This window comes from Chthonomonas sp., from assembly GCA_016788425.1.
Classification (GTDB): domain Bacteria; phylum Armatimonadota; class Fimbriimonadia; order Fimbriimonadales; family Fimbriimonadaceae; genus JAEURQ01.
The window spans coordinates 344,403-363,773 of sequence record JAEURQ010000004.1; the positions used below are offsets into that span (position 1 = coordinate 344,403).

The 19,371-nt window shown below is 59.8% G+C and carries 16 protein-coding genes; 8 read left to right on the forward strand and 8 right to left on the reverse strand.

All coding sequences use genetic code 11. The annotated features are described in order from the left end of the window. Positions 1-41 precede the first annotated feature (41 nt). Both JNJ45_11515 and JNJ45_11520 read right to left on the reverse strand, forming a co-directional pair. A complete protein-coding gene (locus JNJ45_11515) occupies positions 42-446 on the reverse strand; it encodes a DUF4332 domain-containing protein (GenBank protein ID MBL8049296.1) in 405 nt (134 codons plus the stop codon). Positions 447-510: 64 nt separating this feature from the next. Then, positions 511-2,310, reverse strand: coding sequence for a GGDEF domain-containing protein (locus JNJ45_11520; protein ID MBL8049297.1), 1,800 nt, complete (start codon positions 2,308-2,310; stop codon positions 511-513). Positions 2,311-2,437: 127 nt separating this feature from the next. Between JNJ45_11520 and JNJ45_11525 the strand changes: the two genes are divergently transcribed. After that, positions 2,438-3,949: a glutamate--tRNA ligase gene (locus tag JNJ45_11525; protein ID MBL8049298.1), complete on the forward strand. Its 1,512-nt coding sequence runs from the start codon at positions 2,438-2,440 to the stop codon at positions 3,947-3,949. A gap of 34 nt (positions 3,950-3,983) precedes the next feature. Here the strand turns inward: JNJ45_11525 and JNJ45_11530 are convergent, their stop codons facing one another. Beyond that, on the reverse strand, positions 3,984-4,157 hold the full coding sequence (locus JNJ45_11530; GenBank protein ID MBL8049299.1) for a hypothetical protein: 174 nt from the start codon (positions 4,155-4,157) through the stop codon (positions 3,984-3,986). Further along, complete coding sequence (locus JNJ45_11535) at positions 4,158-5,108, reverse strand: prepilin-type N-terminal cleavage/methylation domain-containing protein (protein MBL8049300.1); 951 nt, start codon at positions 5,106-5,108, stop codon at positions 4,158-4,160. Between the two features lie 115 nt (positions 5,109-5,223). Here JNJ45_11535 and JNJ45_11540 point away from each other — a divergent pair, with 115 nt between their 5' ends. From JNJ45_11540 to JNJ45_11550, 3 genes are read left to right on the forward strand one after another with little or no spacing between them, the layout of a single operon-like run. Then, entirely contained in the window at positions 5,224-6,066 is an 843-nt protein-coding gene (locus JNJ45_11540) for an NAD(P)-dependent oxidoreductase (protein ID MBL8049301.1), read from the forward strand. Between the two features lie 46 nt (positions 6,067-6,112). Further along, entirely contained in the window at positions 6,113-7,732 is a 1,620-nt protein-coding gene (locus JNJ45_11545) for an efflux RND transporter periplasmic adaptor subunit (GenBank protein MBL8049302.1), read from the forward strand. 3 nt (positions 7,733-7,735) lie between these two features. Next, on the forward strand, positions 7,736-8,965 hold the full coding sequence (locus JNJ45_11550) for an ABC transporter permease (GenBank protein ID MBL8049303.1): 1,230 nt from the start codon (positions 7,736-7,738) through the stop codon (positions 8,963-8,965). Between the two features lie 39 nt (positions 8,966-9,004). Here the strand turns inward: JNJ45_11550 and JNJ45_11555 are convergent, their stop codons facing one another. The 3 genes from JNJ45_11555 to gcvT all read right to left on the reverse strand — a co-directional run bounded on the left by JNJ45_11555 (position 9,005) and on the right by gcvT (position 12,876). After that, positions 9,005-11,371, reverse strand: a complete 2,367-nt coding sequence (locus JNJ45_11555) for a methyl-accepting chemotaxis protein (protein ID MBL8049304.1) — start codon at positions 11,369-11,371, stop codon at positions 9,005-9,007. A gap of 62 nt (positions 11,372-11,433) precedes the next feature. After that, entirely contained in the window at positions 11,434-11,742 is a 309-nt protein-coding gene (locus JNJ45_11560) for a hypothetical protein (GenBank protein MBL8049305.1), read from the reverse strand. Between the two features lie 48 nt (positions 11,743-11,790). Then, positions 11,791-12,876, reverse strand: coding sequence for a glycine cleavage system aminomethyltransferase GcvT (gene gcvT, locus JNJ45_11565; protein MBL8049306.1), 1,086 nt, complete (start codon positions 12,874-12,876; stop codon positions 11,791-11,793). A 41-nt stretch (positions 12,877-12,917) separates the two neighbouring features. Here gcvT and JNJ45_11570 point away from each other — a divergent pair, with 41 nt between their 5' ends. After that, positions 12,918-13,352, forward strand: coding sequence for a copper resistance protein NlpE N-terminal domain-containing protein (locus JNJ45_11570; GenBank protein ID MBL8049307.1), 435 nt, complete (start codon positions 12,918-12,920; stop codon positions 13,350-13,352). Between the two features lie 50 nt (positions 13,353-13,402). Next, positions 13,403-14,359 carry a hypothetical protein gene (locus tag JNJ45_11575; protein ID MBL8049308.1) on the forward strand — a complete coding sequence of 319 codons (957 nt, stop codon included), beginning with the start codon at positions 13,403-13,405 and terminating at the stop codon, positions 14,357-14,359. Positions 14,360-14,414: 55 nt separating this feature from the next. On the opposite strand, the gene JNJ45_11580 is transcribed toward JNJ45_11575, so the two are convergent. Further along, positions 14,415-16,457, reverse strand: coding sequence for an elongation factor G (locus JNJ45_11580; protein MBL8049309.1), 2,043 nt, complete (start codon positions 16,455-16,457; stop codon positions 14,415-14,417). A 310-nt stretch (positions 16,458-16,767) separates the two neighbouring features. Between JNJ45_11580 and JNJ45_11585 the strand changes: the two genes are divergently transcribed. Then, entirely contained in the window at positions 16,768-17,907 is a 1,140-nt protein-coding gene (locus JNJ45_11585) for a hypothetical protein (protein ID MBL8049310.1), read from the forward strand. 158 nt (positions 17,908-18,065) lie between these two features. Continuing rightward, complete coding sequence (locus JNJ45_11590) at positions 18,066-19,340, forward strand: hypothetical protein (protein MBL8049311.1); 1,275 nt, start codon at positions 18,066-18,068, stop codon at positions 19,338-19,340. Positions 19,341-19,371 lie beyond the last annotated feature (31 nt).

Genomic DNA, 19,371 nt, shown 5'->3' on the forward strand with positions numbered 1-19,371 from the left:
GACCGACGGTCCGCCACCCTTTTTTTGTTGATTGAGAGAGCTTAGTGGTGAACGGCGCGGTCGAGGCTCTTGGCTTCTTCCACCCACTTGGCGACTTCCGATTCGCTCGGCGTGCGGTTGGCCAGGTTCTTGGCTTCGTTCACTTCGGCGAGCTTCGTCGCGAGGTTGTCCGAGCGGCGACCGGCGAGTTCAACCACCGAGTCCACGCCCGCGGCTTCGAGCATTTCAGCGAACTGCGGACCCACGCCATTAATGCGCATGAGGTCGGCGTGATTCACAAACTTCAGAACGAGCTTTTCCGAGACTTCGGCGGCTTCGGCCAGCGACTCGCGGCCCTTCTTGGTGCCGCCCATTTCCAGCAGTTTCTCCACCGAACCGACGCCCGCTGCCTTCATCTTTTCGGCAATCGCCGGTCCAACGCCTTCAATATCTTCAATGTTTGCCATAGTGACTCCTTTGTCCTATTGAGGACAAGATAGCCCTATTCTAGAAGATTCTGAGAAAATCTTTTTAAGAGGCGATGCGAAGTTGGGGAGGATCGTCTTCGGTGATCGCCTTGACGCAGTTGCGTCCGGCGGATTTAGCCGCATAAAGCGACTGGTCAGCGCGAGCGATCATTTCCGCGCGACTGGGGTCGGCGAGTTCGGCCTGACTCACGCCAAAACTGGCGGTGACCAGCCGATGCTCCCACTCCGAAGTCTCGATTGCATGGCGGTAGCGCTCGGCAATCTCAATCGCTTCGGCCAGTGTCGAGCCGTCGCAGACAATGGCAAACTCTTCGCCGCCATACCTGCACACAACTTCATTGGCGAGGGCATTCTCGCGAAGAACGCGCGCCACTTGCACCAGCACCTTGTCGCCGGCTGGGTGTCCATAGGTATCGTTCAAGGACTTAAACTTATCAACGTCCATAAGGATCAAGGAAACCGCGCCGTAGCCCTGTTTGGCGGCCTGGAACACCTGCTCCAATTCGTCTTGGAATGACCGGTGATTGAGCAGACCCGTAAGTCCATCTTTGTTGGCCAAATCTTCCAAACGTTGATTCGCTTCTTCCAACTCTTGCTGCTTCATCTGTAACAAAACGTTTTGCTCGGTGATGAAGCCCATTTGCTCCTTGACCTGGGCCTGGTAGTTCAGTAGTTGCTCCTCGGCCAGCTTGCGCTCGGTAATGTCCACCGTGGCGCACACGCCACCCACGACCTCGTTGAGCGAGTTGCGCAGCGGGAAGAAGTTGAGCAGAAGGAAGCGGCGGATGCCGTGGTGCACATCTTCACGCTCGAAGTTCTGGATGTTCTCGCCGTTGAACACGCGGCGCACGATGTCCTGAATCTCCTCGCGCTCTTCTTCCTTAAACACGATGCCAAAAATGCTCTGCTGGAAGACTTCAAAGCCTTGCACGCCAAACAGCCGGCTGACGGCCTGATTCCACTCGTAGATGGTGCCGATCGGGTCGAAGGTAAACGCGGGCACGGGGATGCCTTGGAACAGCTCTTGGAAGCGGCTCGCCGAGAAGCGCGCCACCTGGCTGGCCTGTTGGCTATGCTCCAAGGCGCGGGAAAGTTTGTCGGCGTTCTCGCGGAGTTCGTTCGCCTGCAGCGCCTGAAGCTCCTGCAACTCCACCAGTTCGGCGTTACGCTGAACGAGCACGTTTTGCTGCTCGGTCATGCGCTGGTTCATGGATTCCAGGTCTTCGTTTTGCGTCGCAATGTGCACGTAGGCACTGCCGAACCGGCGCACCATCGGCCGCACGATTAACGCCGTAACGGTGAGGATACAGAGCAAAGCCGTGACGAAGCTGCCAATGGTGATGACGTAAATCTTTTGTTGCTCGCCGAGGCGTTCGCGGTTGAGTTCTTCGTACACGGCCAGCACGTTTTGGTTGATCGCGCCCTGAGTCGTTTTGAATGGCTCAAGGGATTCGATTCCGATGGTCCCGCGGAACTCGGCGTCGCACATAGCCAGCGACTTGCGGAAGAGGGCCGCCAACTGTCGCAATTGCTTGTCCAAGGAGGCGGAGCCGCTGAAGGCGGGCACACCCAGCGCCTCGCTGCCTTTTTCCAGCGCCTTGGTGCGGGCGTCGAGCGTGGCCATGCGCTGGTCCCACAGCTTCCGGTCGAGGCTGGAGAGCATCACCGGCTTTCCTTGCTCAGCCAAGAGCCGATGCTGCGAGGCCAGCGAGAGGTCGGTCGAGATCGCGCCGACGCGAGTCACGAGGTTGCTCGTGGCCTCCAGGCTGTCAATGCGGCGATAAATGCTGCTGACCCAGATTTGCGAAATCGAGAGGAAAATGGCGACGACAAGGCTGGACACCGTTAGATAGGCTCCCAACCTCGAGGGTAATTTATTGTCCGGTGTGCGTCCGGCGTCTCCACTCACGGGTATGTTATCGGCACAAAACCTTGAATTTTGAACCCCGGGGTACCCTTAACCCTTCACGATGTCGGTTCGAGTTCGATACGCCCCTAGTCCCACCGGAAGTCCGCACGTCGGGAATATCCGCGACGCCCTGTTTAAGCACCTGTTTGCCAAGCATCACAAGGGCACGCATGTTTTGCGCATCGAAGACACCGACCGCACCCGCTTTGTGCCGGGCGTGGAAGATGAGATCGTCGAAAGTCTGCGCTGGATGGGCATCGAATGGCAGGAAGGACTTTACGCCGGGGGCGATTTTGTTCCCTATCGCCAAAGCGAGCGCAAGGAACTCGGCATTTACGAACGCGAGATTCAGCGCCTGATTGAGCTTGGTCACGCCTACCCGGCCTTTGATTCGCCGGAGGAGCTGACCGAGATGCGCGAGTTTCAGCAGATCAACAAGCAGCCCATTGGCTACTTTGGCGGGCAGTGGCGCGACGCCACCCCGGCTCAGGTCGAGGCGGCCGAGGCGGCGGGGAAGCCAAAGGTCATTCGGCAGCGGATTCCGCGCAACACCACTATCGTCATCGAAGACGCGATTCGTGGGCGCGTGGAGTTTGACTCCAACACCGTGGACGATCCCGTGCTGATTAAGGGCGACGGCATGCCGACTTACCACTTTGCGGCCATGGTGGACGACCACCTGATGGAGATTACGCACATCATGCGCGGCGAGGAATGGATTAGTTCCGCGCCGAAGCATGCCGCGCTGTTCGATAGCTTTGGCTGGGAACGCCCGATTTTCGTCCACTGTCCGGTCATCAACGGCCCCGACGGGAAGAAGCTGAGCAAGCGGCATGGCGACACCAAGTGCCTCGATTTTCGGTCGGCGGGCTACCTGCCGGCCGCGCTGGCCAACTTCATCGCACTCATAGGGTGGGCGCCGGGCGACAATCGCGAGCTCATGTCCATGGATGAGCTGGCCGAGGCGTTTGATCTCGGCGGTTTGCAACCCGCGCCGGGCGTATTCGACATGAGCAAGCTCAACTGGATGAACGCCAACTACATTCGGGCCGTCGAGCCCACCGAACTGGTGACCAAGGTGCGCGACTTTGCCGCCGCTCCGACGACGCAGGAATATTGGTCGCGCGATGCGAACCTGGAAGGCGGCGTGGGCCGTTCGCTAGACGCGCTAGTGGCATGCGCCGACGAGCCGCTGGTTGCGCAGGCGATTCAGCTTGAGCAGGAGCGGGTCAACACGTTGGCCGACTTCGGCCCGGCGTGCGAGTTTTTTGTCCGCGACGAAGTGGAGTTTGACGAAGCCGCGAAGGCGAAGGCGTTCGCGCATGAGCACGTCGGCGCGCTGTTCGCGGCGCTCGGCGAGTTCTTGGCGGGCAAGGAGTTGGTCAGCGCGGAGGCGTGTCACGACTTTGTGACGGGCTGGGCCAAGGAGCATGGGATCGAGAAAATTGGGCCCGTGGTGCAGCCGATTCGGGTGGCGCTCACCGGCAAGCTCGCCGGTCCGGGGCTGTACGAACTGATGTCCGCCCTCGGTCCGGCGCGCATGCTGGCTCGGTTTTCACGGGCCATAAAGTAAGAGTTCCCGGCGTTTGCCGGGAACTCTTGGGTTCCTACTTGTCGGTGGCGGTCGTTGGACCGCCTTCTTTTGCCTTGGCCTCAGGGTTCATCCCATTGAGGCCAGACTGCATCACTTTGGGGTCGTCGTTAGACTCCTCCGCCTTGCCACACGAACTCAGCAGAGCAGAGCCCGTGACCAGGATAGCGAGCACAAGTAGCTTGCGCATCTACTCCAAGTCCCACATGAAGTCGTCCGTGTTTGTGATTCGCGACGAGTTGTTGCCCGTTGGGTTGCAACCCTTAAGCAAGCTGGTAATCGTTCGCGACTTAACGCTCGTGTCCGCCATCATTACGACGCAGTGACCATCCATTAGACCGGCGAAGCCAGCAATCGGTTTTTGGTTATGCATAGGCCAGGCACCGCCGTAGACGAGCCAGTCGTTGGCTCCGAACCAACTCGTTTGAGTACCTCCCGAGATGTACGAGTACAAAGTACCGTCACCTACGCCAGGTGCATATTGCGCCATCGGCTGGAGCCAGTTGCCATTTGCGTCGCGCCAACAAGGAGTTTCAACAACCCAGTTCCCACCGCCCGTAATTTGGCCCGAACCTGCTTTGCGATCCCAGATCGAGTTGATAAACGTGATCGAGTTCGACGTTTGGGCCACCATGGATTCGGTCACCGTTGCGCTGCCCACGTAGCGGGGGCTAGAGATATAGCGCCAGGGCGAGTAGAACTCGTAGTTGTAGCCCATGTTCGAACGGACCCCGATCGCGTACCCGCGCTGGGTCGGAGTAGCGTTGGCTGCCGTGCAACCCATGTACGGACATTGGTCGGCTAGACGCTGCTGAATCGAGAACGGATCATTCGGACACTTGGTGATCTGCTCGTTCTTCATGTACGCCTGCATCTGCTGGTACGGTACCGAGTCAGGCGGGCCGTAACCCCAACCGGGAATGGTTGTCCCACCCGAGTTCGAAAGCATGAAGGCACCATCGTTGTCGTTGGTGTACATCGCCATGGCCAGGCCATGTTGCTTGAAGTTGGAAATGTCCTCGGTCTTGCGCGCCGCAGCCTTAGCTTGGGTGAAGACGGGGAACAGGATTGCGGCCAGGATCGCGATGATGGCGATGACCACAAGGAGCTCGATTAGTGTAAATGCCCTCTTAGACATAATATTGCCTCCTGGGACTTTCGCCCCAAGTATTTGTATCTTAACCCAAGGTTGACAAAATCGTGCGCGGTGACTGTGAATAAATTCTAAAAAACCCTCTCCTCCATAATGCAGAGGTATGGAACGCATTGGATTTGCCGGGCTCGGAACGATGGGCCTCCCAATGGCCGGGCACCTTTTAGCCCACGGACACGCCGTCGCCGTGTGGAATCGCACCCCCGGCAAAGCCGGTGACCTCGCCGCCCATGAGGCGCCCGATCTCGCCGCTCTTGCCGCGAACTGCCGAATCATTTGCCTCTGCGTCAATCGCTCAGAGGATGTCCGCGCGGTGGTAGCCGGCCTGATGCCGCACCTTGCGCCGGGCTCGCTCATCGTGGATCACTCCACCATCGAGCCGAGCGTCGCGCGCGACATTGCCGCTCAACTTCAAGCCGCGGGCCATGAGTTTCTTGACGCGCCGATTACCGGCGGTTCCATGGGCGCGCAGCGCGGCACCCTCACGATTTTCTGCGGCGGAACCGAGGCTGCGTTTCAGCGCGCCGAACCCTACCTGCAGGCGTACGGCAAGACCGTCGAGCATGTCGGCGCGAGCGGCCAAGGCCAAATGATGAAGCTCGCCAACCAGATTGGCGTGGCCGGAGCGCTCATGGGGCTGTGCGAATCGCTCGCCTTCGCTCAGCGCGCGGGGCTGGATATCGCCACCACACATCGGCTGCTCAGTGGAGGCGCCGCGGGAAGCTGGGCGTTCGACAATTACGGCCCCAAGATTCTCGCCGGTGATTGGTCGCCCGGATTCAGCAATAAGAACCAGCTGAAAGACCTCGACTACACGCTCGCGGCGGCGGACGGACAGCCCTTGCCGATGACGGAACTCACGGCAAATCTGCTTCGCGAGATGCTGGCCGAAGGGCGGGGCGAAGAGGCGACCGCGAGTTTGTACGAAAAACTTCGCGATGCCTAAGTCCTTGGGCCCAAATCCAGGTTGAAACTGCGTATCCTCTGGCAGGATGCGAAAGAAGTGGCCGTGGATTGTGGGGCTTGTTGTTGTCGGCTTTGTGGCCTTCAAGAGTTGTGGTGGGAAACCGCCCGAAAAAGTGAAGGACGAAACCTTCACCGTGAAGCGGGCCGAGATTAGCCAGCGCGTGATTGAGGCGGGCACCGTTGATTCGACCGAAGTGGTGGAAGTCAAGAGCCAAGCTGGGGGTCGCGTGGCCAAGCTGTTTGTGGACGAAGGCGATGTGGTCGCCAAGGGCGCTCTGATCGCGCTCATCGATCCGCGCGAGACCAAGAACAAGGTGGACCAAGACGCCGCCAATCTTCGGAGCGCGCAGGCAGGCGCGCAGCGCACGTCGGTCGAGATTCAGCAACGCCGGGTGACCGCGGCGGCTGCACTGATGCGGGCTCGTTCGCGGTTTACGCAATTGCAGATCGAACTTGAAGCCCAGCCAACGCTGGTCTCGGCGGGCGTCAGCGAAGCGCAAGCCGCGCTCAATTCGGCGATCGCGGCTCGACAAGCCTTGGCTGGCGCAACGCAGCCGACTGAACGGGCCGAGGCCGAAAACGCCGTGCGCGAGGCCGATACCAGCCTGAGCGTGGCCGAAGCCGACCTTCGCCGCGAGACCGAGCTTCTACGCGTGGGATACACGTCCAAGCGCGAGCAGGAAGCGGCGGCCGACCGCGTGAGCCAAGCCAAAGTGCGACTGCAAAACGCCAAAGACCGGGTGGCCGCTCTCAACGCGCAACAAACTTCGGCGCGGCGTAGCGCCGACCAGCAGGTGGAACAGGCGCGGGCGACCCTGAACCGAGCCATGGTGAACCGCAACCAAACGCCGCTGAAGCGCAAGGAGCTAGAGCAGGCGATGGCCGACGTGCGCACCGCCGAAGCGGGTCTGCGCGACGTGCAGGCACTCCAAGCGAGCTACGCGCAGAGCATGGCTTCGGTTGACCTCAGCGCCAGCGCGCTCAACGAGAGTCGCCGTCTGCTGAGCGAAACCGAAATCCGCGCCCCGATCGCGGGCATCGTCACCAGCAAGAAAATTAAGGTCGGCGAGACCGTGAGCGCGCTCAATAGCTTTAGCAGCGGCACCGCCATTGTTTCGATTGAGGACCGAACGAGCATGCTCGTGAAGATTCAAATCAACGAGGTGGACGTCGCCAAGATTGACCTGGGCATGTCGGCCACCATCACGATCGACGCGCTTCCGGGCAAGGAGTTTAAGGGCCAGGTCAGTAAGGTGGCTCCGGCCAGCGTGACTTCCGCCGCGGCCCAACTGGAGAAAACCGCCCAAGGGAGCGACCGCGCGGTGGTGAAGTATCAAGTCGAGGTGCGCATGGACGATGCGACGGCGGCGGTGCGAAGCGGCATGACGGCCAAGTGCACCATCCTTTCCAAGCAGGTTCCGAGCGCCTTTGTGGTCCCGCCGAACTACGTAGTGCGCGAGGGTAGCAAGCGGTTTGTGATGCTCGGCGCGGACGCCAAAACGGCCAAGAAGACCGAGGTCACGCTGGGCATTGAGACCGGCGCCAACGTGGAAGTGGTCACCGGCCTTCGCGAAGGCGACGTGCTGGTGAAGCCTGGATTCTCCGGCCCCGCGCGCAAGGGCGCCAGCTTTGGGCCGGGAGACTAAGCCATGGGCTTTTTCCAGAGCTTTCAGCTTGCCCTTAATATGCTGCGCCTGCACAAGCTGCGGGCGCTGCTCACCATGCTCGGCGTCATTATCGGCGTCATGAGCGTGACCATCATCGTCATGCTTTCGAACGGGTTTAAGGCGTACCTCGCCGACCAGTTTAGCAAGATCGGCAGCGACACGATTTACCTTTCGTACAGCACGCGCGGGTTCAAAGCCGGCGACACCAACGGCGGCATCTTTGAGCTGAAACTTGAGGACAAGGACTACATCATGGAGCGCGTTCCGGATGTCGAAGTCGCGAGCGGGTACCGCGAGGCAGGGAATCGCGAAGTGCAAGCAGGGTCGGTGCGCGTGAAGGACGTGAAGACCCGAGCCGTGGACGCCGAGTTCTTCGAACTTAACCGCATCACCATGTTCGCCGGGCGGCTCTTCACCGCCGAGGAAGCGAACACCTTCGCGAGCGTTGCGGTGATCAGCCAGGTCGCGGCCACCAAGCTCTTTGGCGGGCAGGATCCGCTGGGTCAGCAGATTCTTTGCGATGGCCTGCCATTGGAGGTCGTGGGCGTCTGCGACAAGCTGGAGCTCATGGGCGAGCGAAGCGAGGAACTCCTCTTTGTGCCGCTGAATACGGCGATCAAAAGGTGGATCGGAGGCGACCGCGTGGACCTCATCACGCTGCGTCCCAAGCCGGGCCTCAAGGTGGGTCCGACGATGGAGAAGATTTGGCAAGCCCTGATGCTTAAATCGAACAACGCCCGGGTGTACGAAGTGGAATCCAGCGAGAACGTGCTGAAGGTGTTTCAGGGCGTGATTGGCGGCGCGGGCGGGATTTTGGCCGCCGTGGCCGCGCTTTCTCTGTTGGTCGGGGGCATCGGAATCATGAACATCATGCTCGTGAGCGTGACCGAGCGCACCCGAGAGATTGGGCTACGTAAGGCGCTCGGCGCCAAGCGGGGCGCAATTCTCACCCAGTTTCTGGTGGAGAGCGCGGTGCTGTCGCTGGTCGGCGGGCTCATCGGTATGGGCATCGCCTATGGCCTCGGCATGGCGGTTTCGGCCATCACGGCGGCCAATGGGTTTCCGGCCAAGGGCGGGATTCCGGTGGTGTTTCCGCTGACCGCGGCGCTCGGCGCGGCCGGTTTCAGCGCCGTGATTGGCATGGCGTTCGGCTACTATCCGGCGCTGCGCGCCTCGCAACTCGACCCGATCGTCGCGCTGCGAACCGAATAGAAAAGAAGAGCCCGGGTTTTCACCCGGGCCCTTCTTTGCTTAGGCGGCCCGCTTGGCCGCTTCGGGTGGCGCGGTGAACGCCGGATCCAGCTCGAATTGGCTGGCGACTTCGCTCATCTGAGCCGAGACCGAACTCAGTTGCGACGCCTGCGAGGCGAGCACGTCGGTCATGGCGCACTGCTCTTCGTTTGCCGCCGCGATGCGTTCGAGCGCGGCGCTGACCTCGATGCTGCTGGCCGACATTTGCTGCGCGCTCGCCGAGTTTTGCTCGGTGATCATGCTGGCGTTGTCCAAGGCGCTTTCGGCCTCGTTGGTGAGCTCCAGCACGCGGGTCGCTTCGGAGTTGACGGCTTGCACCGGCGCTTCCAGGGCCTGGATTTTCGCGATGACGAAGCCGATCTTCTCAGCCACGTCGGCGCTGCGCTCAGTGCCTTGCACGGCGGTTTGGTGGGCTTGGCGCATGCTTTGGCCGGTCGTGCCCAGCAGCGAGCGAATCTCGCCGATGAGCGCCGTGATCTCGCCCGTGCTTTGGCTGCTGCGTTCGGCGAGCTTGCGCACTTCGTCGGCGACCACGGCAAAGCCGCGCCCTTGCTCTCCGGCCCGGGCGGCTTCGATGGCCGCGTTGAGGGCGAGCAGGTTGGTTTGGCCGGCGATGTCGTCAATCATCTGCACGATCTCGTCAATGGACTGCGACTTCGTTTCGAGCTCGGTCAGGCGATCATTCGCCTCGCTGGTGTTCGATTCGATGAGGTGCATATCGGCGATGCTGCCCTTGACGGCTTCGCCGCCATCGGCCGCCAAGGCGATCGCCTCGGTGGTCTGTTCGGCGAGGCTGTGAATATGTTCACCGACGATGCCCATTGCCGACTTGATCTCTGTCATTTCTTCGAGAATCGTGTTGAGCGCGGCGGTTTGGTCGAGGCTGCCGTTGGCCACCGATTCGCTGGCTCGCGAGGCTTCGGCGGCGGTGTGAGCGATCGCTTCGCTGTCGCGGGCGACTTCGTGACCCGAGGTCGCGATCTCGTTGGTTGACTGCGCAACCTCCTGGCTGAACGTGCTGACGCTTTGGCTGGCTTGCTGCATGGCCAGAATGGTCGTGTTCATGCGGGCGAGCATCGAATTGAAGGCGCTGCCGAGGGCGTCGAGACCTTCGGTCGGAGCCTGCTTCAGATCGCCCTGCGCAATCCGATCGGTCCAGGCGACCGATTCTTGAAGGCGTCCAAAGAGCGTGCGGAACCCGTCGGCGAGGCTGCCGATTTCGTCTTCGCCCTTGTGGTTGACCTGGGCGTTGAGATCGCCGGACTTAAAGTGGTCAATCGCGCCGCACATTTCGACGAGGGGCTTCGTGATGCGCTTTGCGTAGGCTCGTGCCAGCAGAATGATGAGCGCGGCCGCGCCCAGAAGTAAGAACAGGGTCGTGCGCGTTGCGGAGACCATTGCCGCGTAGGCCTCCGACTTGTTGGCCGAGACGCTAGCCGTCCAACCGACGCCGAGGTAGCCGAGGGCACCCTGCGACTTTTGGGCGCCGACAATCGTTTCGCCGTTTTCGCCGTTCACGCTCAGGCCGGCTTTTCCGGCCGCGACTTTGCTTAGCACAGGAATCTGCTGGGTGAGATTTTGGGTCAGGAATGTGTCGTCGCGCTTGTAGTCCTTGCCGTTCTTGGCGGGGTTGTAAGCAGTAATCAGGGTGCCGTCCGACTTGATCAAGGCAAAGCTGCTGGTGCTGAACCCAGCATCCTTCATCTCGCTGTAGGCTTCTTGGAAGATTGCTTCAATCAGGTCCAGCTTGGCGAAGTTCAGCATGTAGCCGATGTGACGACCTTCACGGTCCTTGACCGGAGCGGAGAAGCGCATGGTTGCGCCCGAGCCGCCGAAAACTTCCTTGATGGTCGCGTCGGTTTCGATATCATCCACCCACGTGCCATCAATCCCTTCGCCGGTGCGGTATGTGCCCGCCTTCAGATTCTTGAACCAAGTTTCTTGACCGTAAGCTCGGCTGAGGAACGGCTGCGTGTTGGCGGCTTCGCCGGTGTCGGTTTTGGTGCTGACGGCAATCGCCTTGCCGTTGAGGTCCACGAACACCGTGGCGTAATAAATGGGGGTGTAGACCGAAAGGTACTTATTGAAGAGCTCGCTGATGGGCCCATTCGGCTTGTACCAATTCTTGCGTTCGTAAACCTCGGTATTGAGACCGAATGCCTGCACGTCACCATAGCGCTCAAAGAGGTTGCGCTCGATCCGGCTCATCACCGTTCGCGATTGAGCTTCTAGCTTTTGGCCGGAGGACTTGCCAATTTCTGCCCCCACCGACTTGATTTGCCAAGCAATGAGCAGGGCCGGAATGAGGCCAAAGCCGAGGAAGGCCAGCGTAAGTTTGTGGCCGAGCTTGAGATTTTTGAGTGTCACCGAGTTGCTCCTAAGTCTTCAGGAGAATTGTCGGCAGATTCCTTTGGATTTTCTAACCGCGGTTAGCGGATGAAGTGGATGAGGGGCTCGTGCGGCACGTCGCAAAGCATCAGCGCGACCACGGGCATGGGGCGCGACTTGGCGACCTCGCGAGCTTCGTCAAACGAAACTTCGTGGGTAGTCATGCCGGGGAGATCGAAATCGCGAGCAAACTGGGCGCTCAGAGCCTCGCTCGAAAACGCGGCCAGGCCGTGTATGTCCTGGTAACGGTAACAACCGTACTTGCCGCTACGCGGGTCTTGCACGATATACAGTGTGTCGGGCCAGTCGTTTCCGAGGCCGAGAATGGGGGCGACATCCGTTTCGATCATCCTAATTGAATCTCCTGTATGAGATGTCGGACTCCTTCGCAAGTTCCTTTAGGTTTTGGGCTTCGCTAAGAATCTTTTGCTGACGATTGTGGCCGGTTCGAACCCTCCTCGCAGTTCGACTTCGCAGGGCGTATTGAGTTCCACCCCGGCTTGAATAAATGCAAACGCCAGACCGCACCCGAGCGTTGGCGAATAGACGCCGCTACTGACCTCGCCGACCTTGACGCCGTCCACGCGAACCTCCGCGCCGATGGCGGGGAACCGCTTGCTGCCGAGCTTAACGCCTTGCAACTTGGTAGGTGTTCCGGCGGCGCGGGCCGCGTTGATCGGTTCGCTGCCGATAAAGCTTTTGGTCTTGCTAATCACCCAGCCGAGTCCGGCGGCGATGGGGCTGAGCGTGTCGTTGAGCTCGTGACCGTAAAGCGGCAACCCGGCCTCGACGCGCAGAATATCGCGCGAGCCGAGCCCGCAAGGAATCACGCCGGCTTCTTCCAGCGCCGTCCACAGCGTGGCGGCTTGGGCGGCAGGGCAGATGAGCTCGAAGCCATCCTCGCCGGTGTAGCCGCTGCGCGCGGCGAAGCAGGGAACTCCGGCGACCGTGACCTGGATGAAACTGAAAAACTCGCACCCGTGGACAACGCTAGGCGTGTCGCAGAGAATCGCGATGAGGTCGGCGGCCTTGGGGCCCTGCACGGCGATCATCGCGGTATCGCCGGTGTGGTCGGTCATCTCGACGCCAAATTTGTTTTGGCTGACAATCCACGCCCAATCCTTCTGGTGGTTCGCGGCGTTCACCACCAGGCGAATCTCGGTGGGGTTGACGCGGTAGACGATGATGTCGTCCACGCACCCGCCCTGGTCGTTGGGGAGCAGCGAATATTGGCCCTGACCATCGGCGAGTTTGCTCACGCCGTTGGTCGTAATCCACTCGATAAACTCGCTGACTCGCTCGCCGACGAACGAGAACCTGGCCATGTGGCTGACGTCGAACATGCCGGCGCCTTGGCGGACGGCTTGCGTCTCGGCGATGATGCTCGAGTACTGCACGGGCATTTCGTATCCGGCGAACTCGACAATTTTTCCGCCAGCTTTGACGTGAGACTCAAACAAAGGGGTGCGCAACGGTGCGGCCATGGGTTCCAGTATAACGAATCCCGCCCGGTATCATTGAGGGCATGAAGAAGTTTGCATTTGCTGTCCTCGCCCTCGCCGCGGTTGCCGTGGCTAGCGCCGAATTGAACGTGACCGGCGCATGGAAGGGCCGCATGATTTTCGACAAGCGCCTGGAGACGTCGGCGAAGACGAAGGAGCAAAAGGCGGCCGTTAAGAAGGTGCTGGAAGACGGCTCGAAGGTCACCGTGTCGCTGACTTTGAACAAGAACAAGACCTTCACCGCGATTGTCAACTTTCCGGACAAAACCAAGCAGGTCAGCAGCGGCACCTGGAGCCTTAAGGGCGACGAGGTGATCACGCGGACGACACAGCGCGAAGGCAAGGCGATCCCCACGAAGGAGCAGAAGAACCAGGTGATGAAGGTGGACAAATCTGGCAAGCAGATGGTGCGATTTTTTGAAGAGCAGCCGGGCATGGGCGTTCTCTTTCTGCGCTAATTCCAAAATTTCGTGCAAGTTGGTGCGGATTCGGTTATAGTTTTCGCACCATGAAGATTGCTTTGGTTGGTTTGGTTGTGGCGACTGCCTCGGCGGGGTTTGCCTCGTTCGACTTAATGTATCTGCCGGACGGGCTTGGGCGAGTGAATCGCTACGATCCGGTGAACCAGGTGCATTTGGGCGGTCTGAACCTGATTGTGAACACCAGACATGTGGGTGGGCACGTCGATTCGCCGTTCCTAATTGGTGATCTGGGCAACACGACGATCTACGACTCTGTTACGGGCGGAGCACTCAACAACTTCGCCACCACGACTTCCGGCCATTATTCGCACACAACTGGCGATAAGTTTTATGGCGTCTTCGGCAGCAACATCCGCCAATTTACGGTAAGCACGCGATCGAGCACGCTAATCACCACTGCATTTGCGCCCCTCTCTCTAGCGGCTTTACCGACGGGTGAGGCAGTTGTTATCGGGATCAATGGCGGCGGGGATTTGGCTTGCTTGGTTTACAACGTGGCGGGCACCCTGCTGAGCAACACTACCTTGATCTCGGCCGCGAGCCTTGACCCCGGGGGACCCGACATTGGCTCGGCTGCCGTCGTAAGCCAATCCAATTCAACATCTGTGGTCTTCGGTTATCGCGCGACCACAAGCTACCGGTTATTGCGTGCCAATTTTTCGGGCACGGGGATCACTTCTATCGTGACCCTCGGAACTGCTACTGCGTTCAGCACCACGGCGCAGGTGGCCGTCCTCGGCGGTCACGGCGGCACGGTGTGGATGGTCGGTGCCGATGGCGGGGTGGCCGCCGCCACCAGGATCCAGGGCTACGTCCTTTCTGGCTCGACTGGCATTAGCAACGTGACGAATGTGGTGACGTCCGCCTTCTCGGTCCCGTCCGCGGGTGCATGGTCGGCGACCAACATCGTCGCTCCTGAACCAAACTCGTTGCTCGCTCTGGGCGCCGCGGCTCTGCTGTTGCGCCGCCGCGCGAAGCGCTAACGCCAAAAAACTCCCCTTCGCTTCTTGGCGAAGGGGAGTTTTTTTTGTGCCGGACCTAGTGGTGGTCCTCCTCGTGGTGATGGTGCTCCTTCTCGTACGCCTGAATGAGCGCCTGGGCCTCGTTGGCGGGCAGCTCTTCGTAGTGCGTCACCGCTTGCGAGAAGCGTCCACGACCCTTGGTGATGGAGCGCAGGTCGAGCGCATAGCGCATCATCGTCGCCATGGGCACGTGCGCATGCACCACGGTGCGTCCACTTTCGTTGGTCTCCATGCCGAGCATGTGACCGCGCCGCGTGTTGAGATCGCCGATGACGTCGCCCACCGCATCTTCGCCGACTTCGATTTTCACATCGAGAATTGGCTCCATGATGACCGGCTGGGCATTGGCGGCCGCACTCTTAAAGGCCATCGCGGCGGCGATTTTGAACGCCATTTCGCTCGAATCCACGTCGTGGTAGCTACCGTCGTACACGGTCGCCTTGATATCCACGACGGGATAGCCGGCCAGGAATCCCTTGACCATCGTCTCGTGCACGCCCTTCTCCACCGCGGGGATGAAGTTCTTGGGGATGGATCCGCCGACCACCTTGTTTTCGAAGGTGAATCCTTGGCCACGGGCGAGCGGTTCGAGTTCCAGCCAGCAGTCGCCGAATTGACCCTTGCCGCCCGTTTGGCGTTTGTGCCGCCCTTGAGCTTTCGCTTTACCACGAATGGTTTCGAGGTACGGAACCTTGGCGTCGTGGGTTGTGACGCTCACGCCGAAGCGCGTCTTGAGCTTCTCGATCGCGACTTCCAGATGGATGTCGCCCATGCCCATGAGCACCTCTTGGTGAAGCGCGGCATCACGCTCGTAGCGCAGGGTCGGGTCTTCTTCGAGCAGGCGACTAATCGCGGGCCCGAGCTTGTCTTCGTCGGTTTTGCTGACCGGGCGGATCGCCACGCGGTAGATCGGCTCGGGGAAGTGAACCGGTTCCATCGCGATTTTGTCCTTGGCGGTGCTTAGCGTGTCGCCCGTGAGCGTGTGCTGCAATTTGGCCACGGCGCAGATATCGCCCGCCGTAATCTCCTGCACGTTCTCTTGGGTTTTGCCGTGCGGGAAGAAGAGGTTGTGCAGCTTTTCTTCCTTTTCGGACCGCGCGTTGTAACCCATTTGATCCTGCTTGAGGGTGCCGCTGAAGATGCGCAGATAGTTGATGCGCCCCACGTAGGGGTCGGCGGTGGTCTTGAAGCAGAACGCCGACAGCGGGCCGCTGGGATCGGGATCAAGCTCGACCTCCTTGTGCATGCGCGGCACTTCGACCGGGCTCGGCAACTCGCCGATGATGCGATCGAGCAACGTAGCGACACCGATTCCGCTCGCCGCGCTGCCCAAAAGCATGGGCACCACGCGTCCGGTTTCGGTCCCGACCAATAGGCCGTGCTCGACCTCGGCTTCGGACAGTTCCTCGCCTTCGAGGTACTTCATTGCCAGATCGTCATCGCCCTCGGCGGCGGCGTCCATCATTTTTTCGCGGCGCTCGGCGGCGGCATCGGAGTATCCGGCGGGGATTTCTTCAATCTCGACGCCGCGATCTTTGCCCTTATACACCTTCATGCTCAGCAGGTCGAGGACCCCGGCGAAGGCGGCCTGGTGCCCGATGGGAATTTGCACGCTGACGACTTTGCGACCGTAGCGGTTGTGCAGAGTTTCCAGCAGGCCTTCGTAGTCGCTGTTGTCGCGCTCGAGTTTGTTGACAAAAATGCAGCGCGCGAGACCGTGTTGCTCGGCCACTTCCCAGGCGAGCTCAAAGCCGACGTCGAGGTCGCGCTTGGCTTCGCACACGAGGATCATGGATTCGACGACACGCGCCACGGCGTGGAGTTCGCCGATGAAGTCGGGGTAGCCGGGCACGTCAATCAGATTGATCTTGTGCTCGTGCCATTCCAGCGGCACGATTGTGGCGCTGACGGAGATTTTCCGGCGGACCTCCAGCGGGTCGAAGTCGGACTGGGTGTTGCCGCCCTCGACGGTGCCCAGGCGGTCGGTCATTCCGGCGGTGTAGAGCAAGTGCTCGATCAGCATGGTCTTGCCTGCGCCGCCGTGGCCAACAATGGCCACGTTTCGTATCTTGTCCGGAGTGTATTTTTTCATGTCGTGTTTACCTCTTCGTAAACTCAAGCGGGCCCGCCCGGACAGTTGGTCCAGGGCGAGCCCGCTCGTTCAATGGGGAGTCGTGTACGCATCTGCGTTCTCCTGATTTCTACAATACACGCATTTTTGAAAAATGCGTTGGCGGCGGTGCGAGGAAAGCGACTTGTACAAATGCTGGAATTTGAACTTCCCTCCACTTTGTGTAAACGAATCCTAAAAATTTGGGATATAGAAAAGGGACAGTTGGGAGTTTGTCTCAACTGCCGAGGTTATCGATATGACGAAGCTTTCTCTGAGCACACTTGCTCTGGCCGCCGTTGCAGTAGCATCCGCACAGCCAGTTTATGACAACTACGACTTTTCTACGGGTGGTCTGTGGACCTCGTCTGGTTCCACGCCGCGTTCGAGCTTTGCGGATGACATGACAATGGTGCTGGCTCCGGGCCTCGCTTCGGTCAACATCGACAAGTACAGCTTTATTTCTCGCAACACCGACACGGTCAGCGCAGCGTCGGCCAACCAGCGGTTAAGATTCTACGGCACGTACGACGACACGATCACGACCGGCGTGGACGTGTTCGGTGGTTCCGTAACCAGCACGATCACGACTGGAGCTCTGGCTCACAATGCCAACACGGCTCTGTTCTGGACCGTGACTCTTGGTACGGGCACACCGATTAACATTTCGCCGGCCGCGACTAAGGGCTTTAGCATTGAGTACTTCACGGACAACACATTCACGGCGTATACAACCCAGATCACTCCGAGCTTCTTCTACGGCACGGGTGCTCCGAGCCCGCACTCGGCTCAGTCGTATTTCCGCGATGGTTCGAGCGCCGCTCTGGACGGGATTTACTTCGGTACGGAAAAGCGCAACTTTGGCGCTCCGGCCAACTACTCGGGCATTGGCCTTCGCATCTTCCCGCGAGGCACGAAACTGACTGGCTTCGTTACCTTCGGCGACCTCTCGATTGGCCCGGAAACGCAAGACGTGTGGGTTGAAATCACCGATCCGAACAACAGTGACCTCCAGGTCCACCGTGGTTGGGTTGAGTGCGGAACGGGCGGCGCCTACGAAGCCGTGATCCCCGACACCCTCGCTGCCGGTACGTACCGCGTCCGAATTAAGGGTGTGACGTGGCTCTCGGAAAGCGTGCTCGTCGACACCACCCTTGGTGACGCCACCTCGGACTTCAGTCTCCGCAACGGCGACGTGAACAACGACAACCTGGTGGACATTGCTGACTACTCGGCTCTGGCCGCCGCGTTCGACGCCGTGCTCGACACGGATCCGGTAACCGCGGGTAACCAATCCTCGCCGAACTGGCTGCTGGGCGCCGACCTGAACAAGGACGGCATCGTGGACATCGGCGACTACACGCCGCTGGCGTCCAACTTCGACGGTACGGGTAACTAACTCCGTCACTCGCTGAAATCAATGCGGGTTGCCCTTTCGGCAGCCCGCATTTTTACTTGATTTTGACCATCCGGCCCTAAACGCACCCAAGATTTACGGGTTTTTGGGAAAATTTTCTTATACTCGTTATTCCGGAGCTTGCTCCGAGGATGACTTTTATGAGAAATTTAACGCTCTTTGCTCTCCTTGCCGTGGGTGCGGCAGTCCAGGCGACGGTGATCTACGGCGAAGGTTTTGAAACCTTGGCGGACGGCACACCGCTAGCTAGCTACAATGCTTGGCAAGCTAACGCGAACGTGAAGGCCACGACTTCGATGGCCCACTCCGGTAGCGTTTCGGCGACTCGCGACTACTCGCTCACCACCACCGGCACCGGTGGCGACATTTGGAAGGTTCTGAACTTCGCTTCGGGCGGCGAAGTGGTCGTGCAAACCGCATGGATCAAGATCAACCAAAACGTGGGCTCGCTCTCGACCAACCAATTGCTCCAGACGTCGATGCGCTGCTACAGCTTCGACTCGGATCCGTTTACGACGACTCCCAACTCGTTTATTGGTGCCATGGCCCAATTTTCGTGGCAAGACGTAGATGGCGATGACGCCACTCGCGGTCGCTGCTGGCTTGGTATTCCTACCACCGGCACCGGTTATCAGCACTTCTCGCCGACCTACCGACAAACATTTGCTCCGATGGGTCAGTGGAACAAGATTGAGTTCGTTTGCGACTATCGCACGGGCTTCTACTCGGCGAAGGTAAACGGTCGCGACATTGGTATTTCCTACCAATGGAACACGGCCAGCAACCCGATTGGCGTTTACCCGAAGATGGACCATGGCTTCATGTCCGTTCAACCCCTTCGCTACAAGGATTCGGGTGCAGGTTTCGCAGCAGATGCAACCGCAACCGACCACTCGCCGTTCTTCGACGACTACTCGGTTGAAACCAAGACTCCGAAGCCGATTTCGGGCACCATTGCTCTCGAAGGATTCGTTGGCAACCCGGCTGGTGAATCGCAAGTGCAAGACGTGATCGTCACGATCATGGACGGCAGCGGCAACGTTCTGGAAGAAGGCACGACGACCTGCAATTCGAGCGGTGCATTTGACTTCTCGTCCACGCTAGCCGACGGCACCTACAATGTGTCGTTCAAGTCGTACAAGTGGCTGAGCACGGGTGTTGCCAGTGTCGCTGTGAACGCCGGTGGCGCCGCAGTGGGCACGGTTACTCTGCGCGCCGGCGATTGCGATGAAAACAACCTCGTCGACGTCGCTGACTTCTCGATCCTCGCGGCTGCCTTTGACGGGGTTCTTGACGATGGCTCGGGCATGTCGTCGGCAAACTGGAACTACAATGCCGACTGCAATTGCGATGGCCTCATCGACATTGCTGACTACTCGCTGCTCGCAGCGAACTTCGACGGCGTCGGTAGCTAAACCGAACCCGTAGAACATATTGGAGCCGCCC

Bases quoted from the DNA above. Each gene is read 5' to 3' on its own strand.
- JNJ45_11515 (MBL8049296.1), bottom strand. From the start codon at position 446: ATGGCAAACATTGAAGATATTGAAGGCGTTGGACCGGCGATTGCCGAA.
- JNJ45_11525 (MBL8049298.1), top strand. From the start codon at position 2,438: ATGTCGGTTCGAGTTCGATACGCCCCTAGTCCCACCGGAAGTCCGCAC.
- JNJ45_11530 (MBL8049299.1), bottom strand. From the start codon at position 4,157: ATGCGCAAGCTACTTGTGCTCGCTATCCTGGTCACGGGCTCTGCTCTG.
- JNJ45_11540 (MBL8049301.1), top strand. From the start codon at position 5,224: ATGGAACGCATTGGATTTGCCGGGCTCGGAACGATGGGCCTCCCAATG.
- JNJ45_11545 (MBL8049302.1), top strand. From the start codon at position 6,113: ATGCGAAAGAAGTGGCCGTGGATTGTGGGGCTTGTTGTTGTCGGCTTT.
- JNJ45_11550 (MBL8049303.1), top strand. From the start codon at position 7,736: ATGGGCTTTTTCCAGAGCTTTCAGCTTGCCCTTAATATGCTGCGCCTG.
- JNJ45_11560 (MBL8049305.1), bottom strand. From the start codon at position 11,742: ATGATCGAAACGGATGTCGCCCCCATTCTCGGCCTCGGAAACGACTGG.
- gcvT (MBL8049306.1), bottom strand. From the start codon at position 12,876: ATGGCCGCACCGTTGCGCACCCCTTTGTTTGAGTCTCACGTCAAAGCT.
- JNJ45_11570 (MBL8049307.1), top strand. From the start codon at position 12,918: ATGAAGAAGTTTGCATTTGCTGTCCTCGCCCTCGCCGCGGTTGCCGTG.
- JNJ45_11575 (MBL8049308.1), top strand. From the start codon at position 13,403: ATGAAGATTGCTTTGGTTGGTTTGGTTGTGGCGACTGCCTCGGCGGGG.
- JNJ45_11585 (MBL8049310.1), top strand. From the start codon at position 16,768: ATGACGAAGCTTTCTCTGAGCACACTTGCTCTGGCCGCCGTTGCAGTA.
- JNJ45_11590 (MBL8049311.1), top strand. From the start codon at position 18,066: ATGAGAAATTTAACGCTCTTTGCTCTCCTTGCCGTGGGTGCGGCAGTC.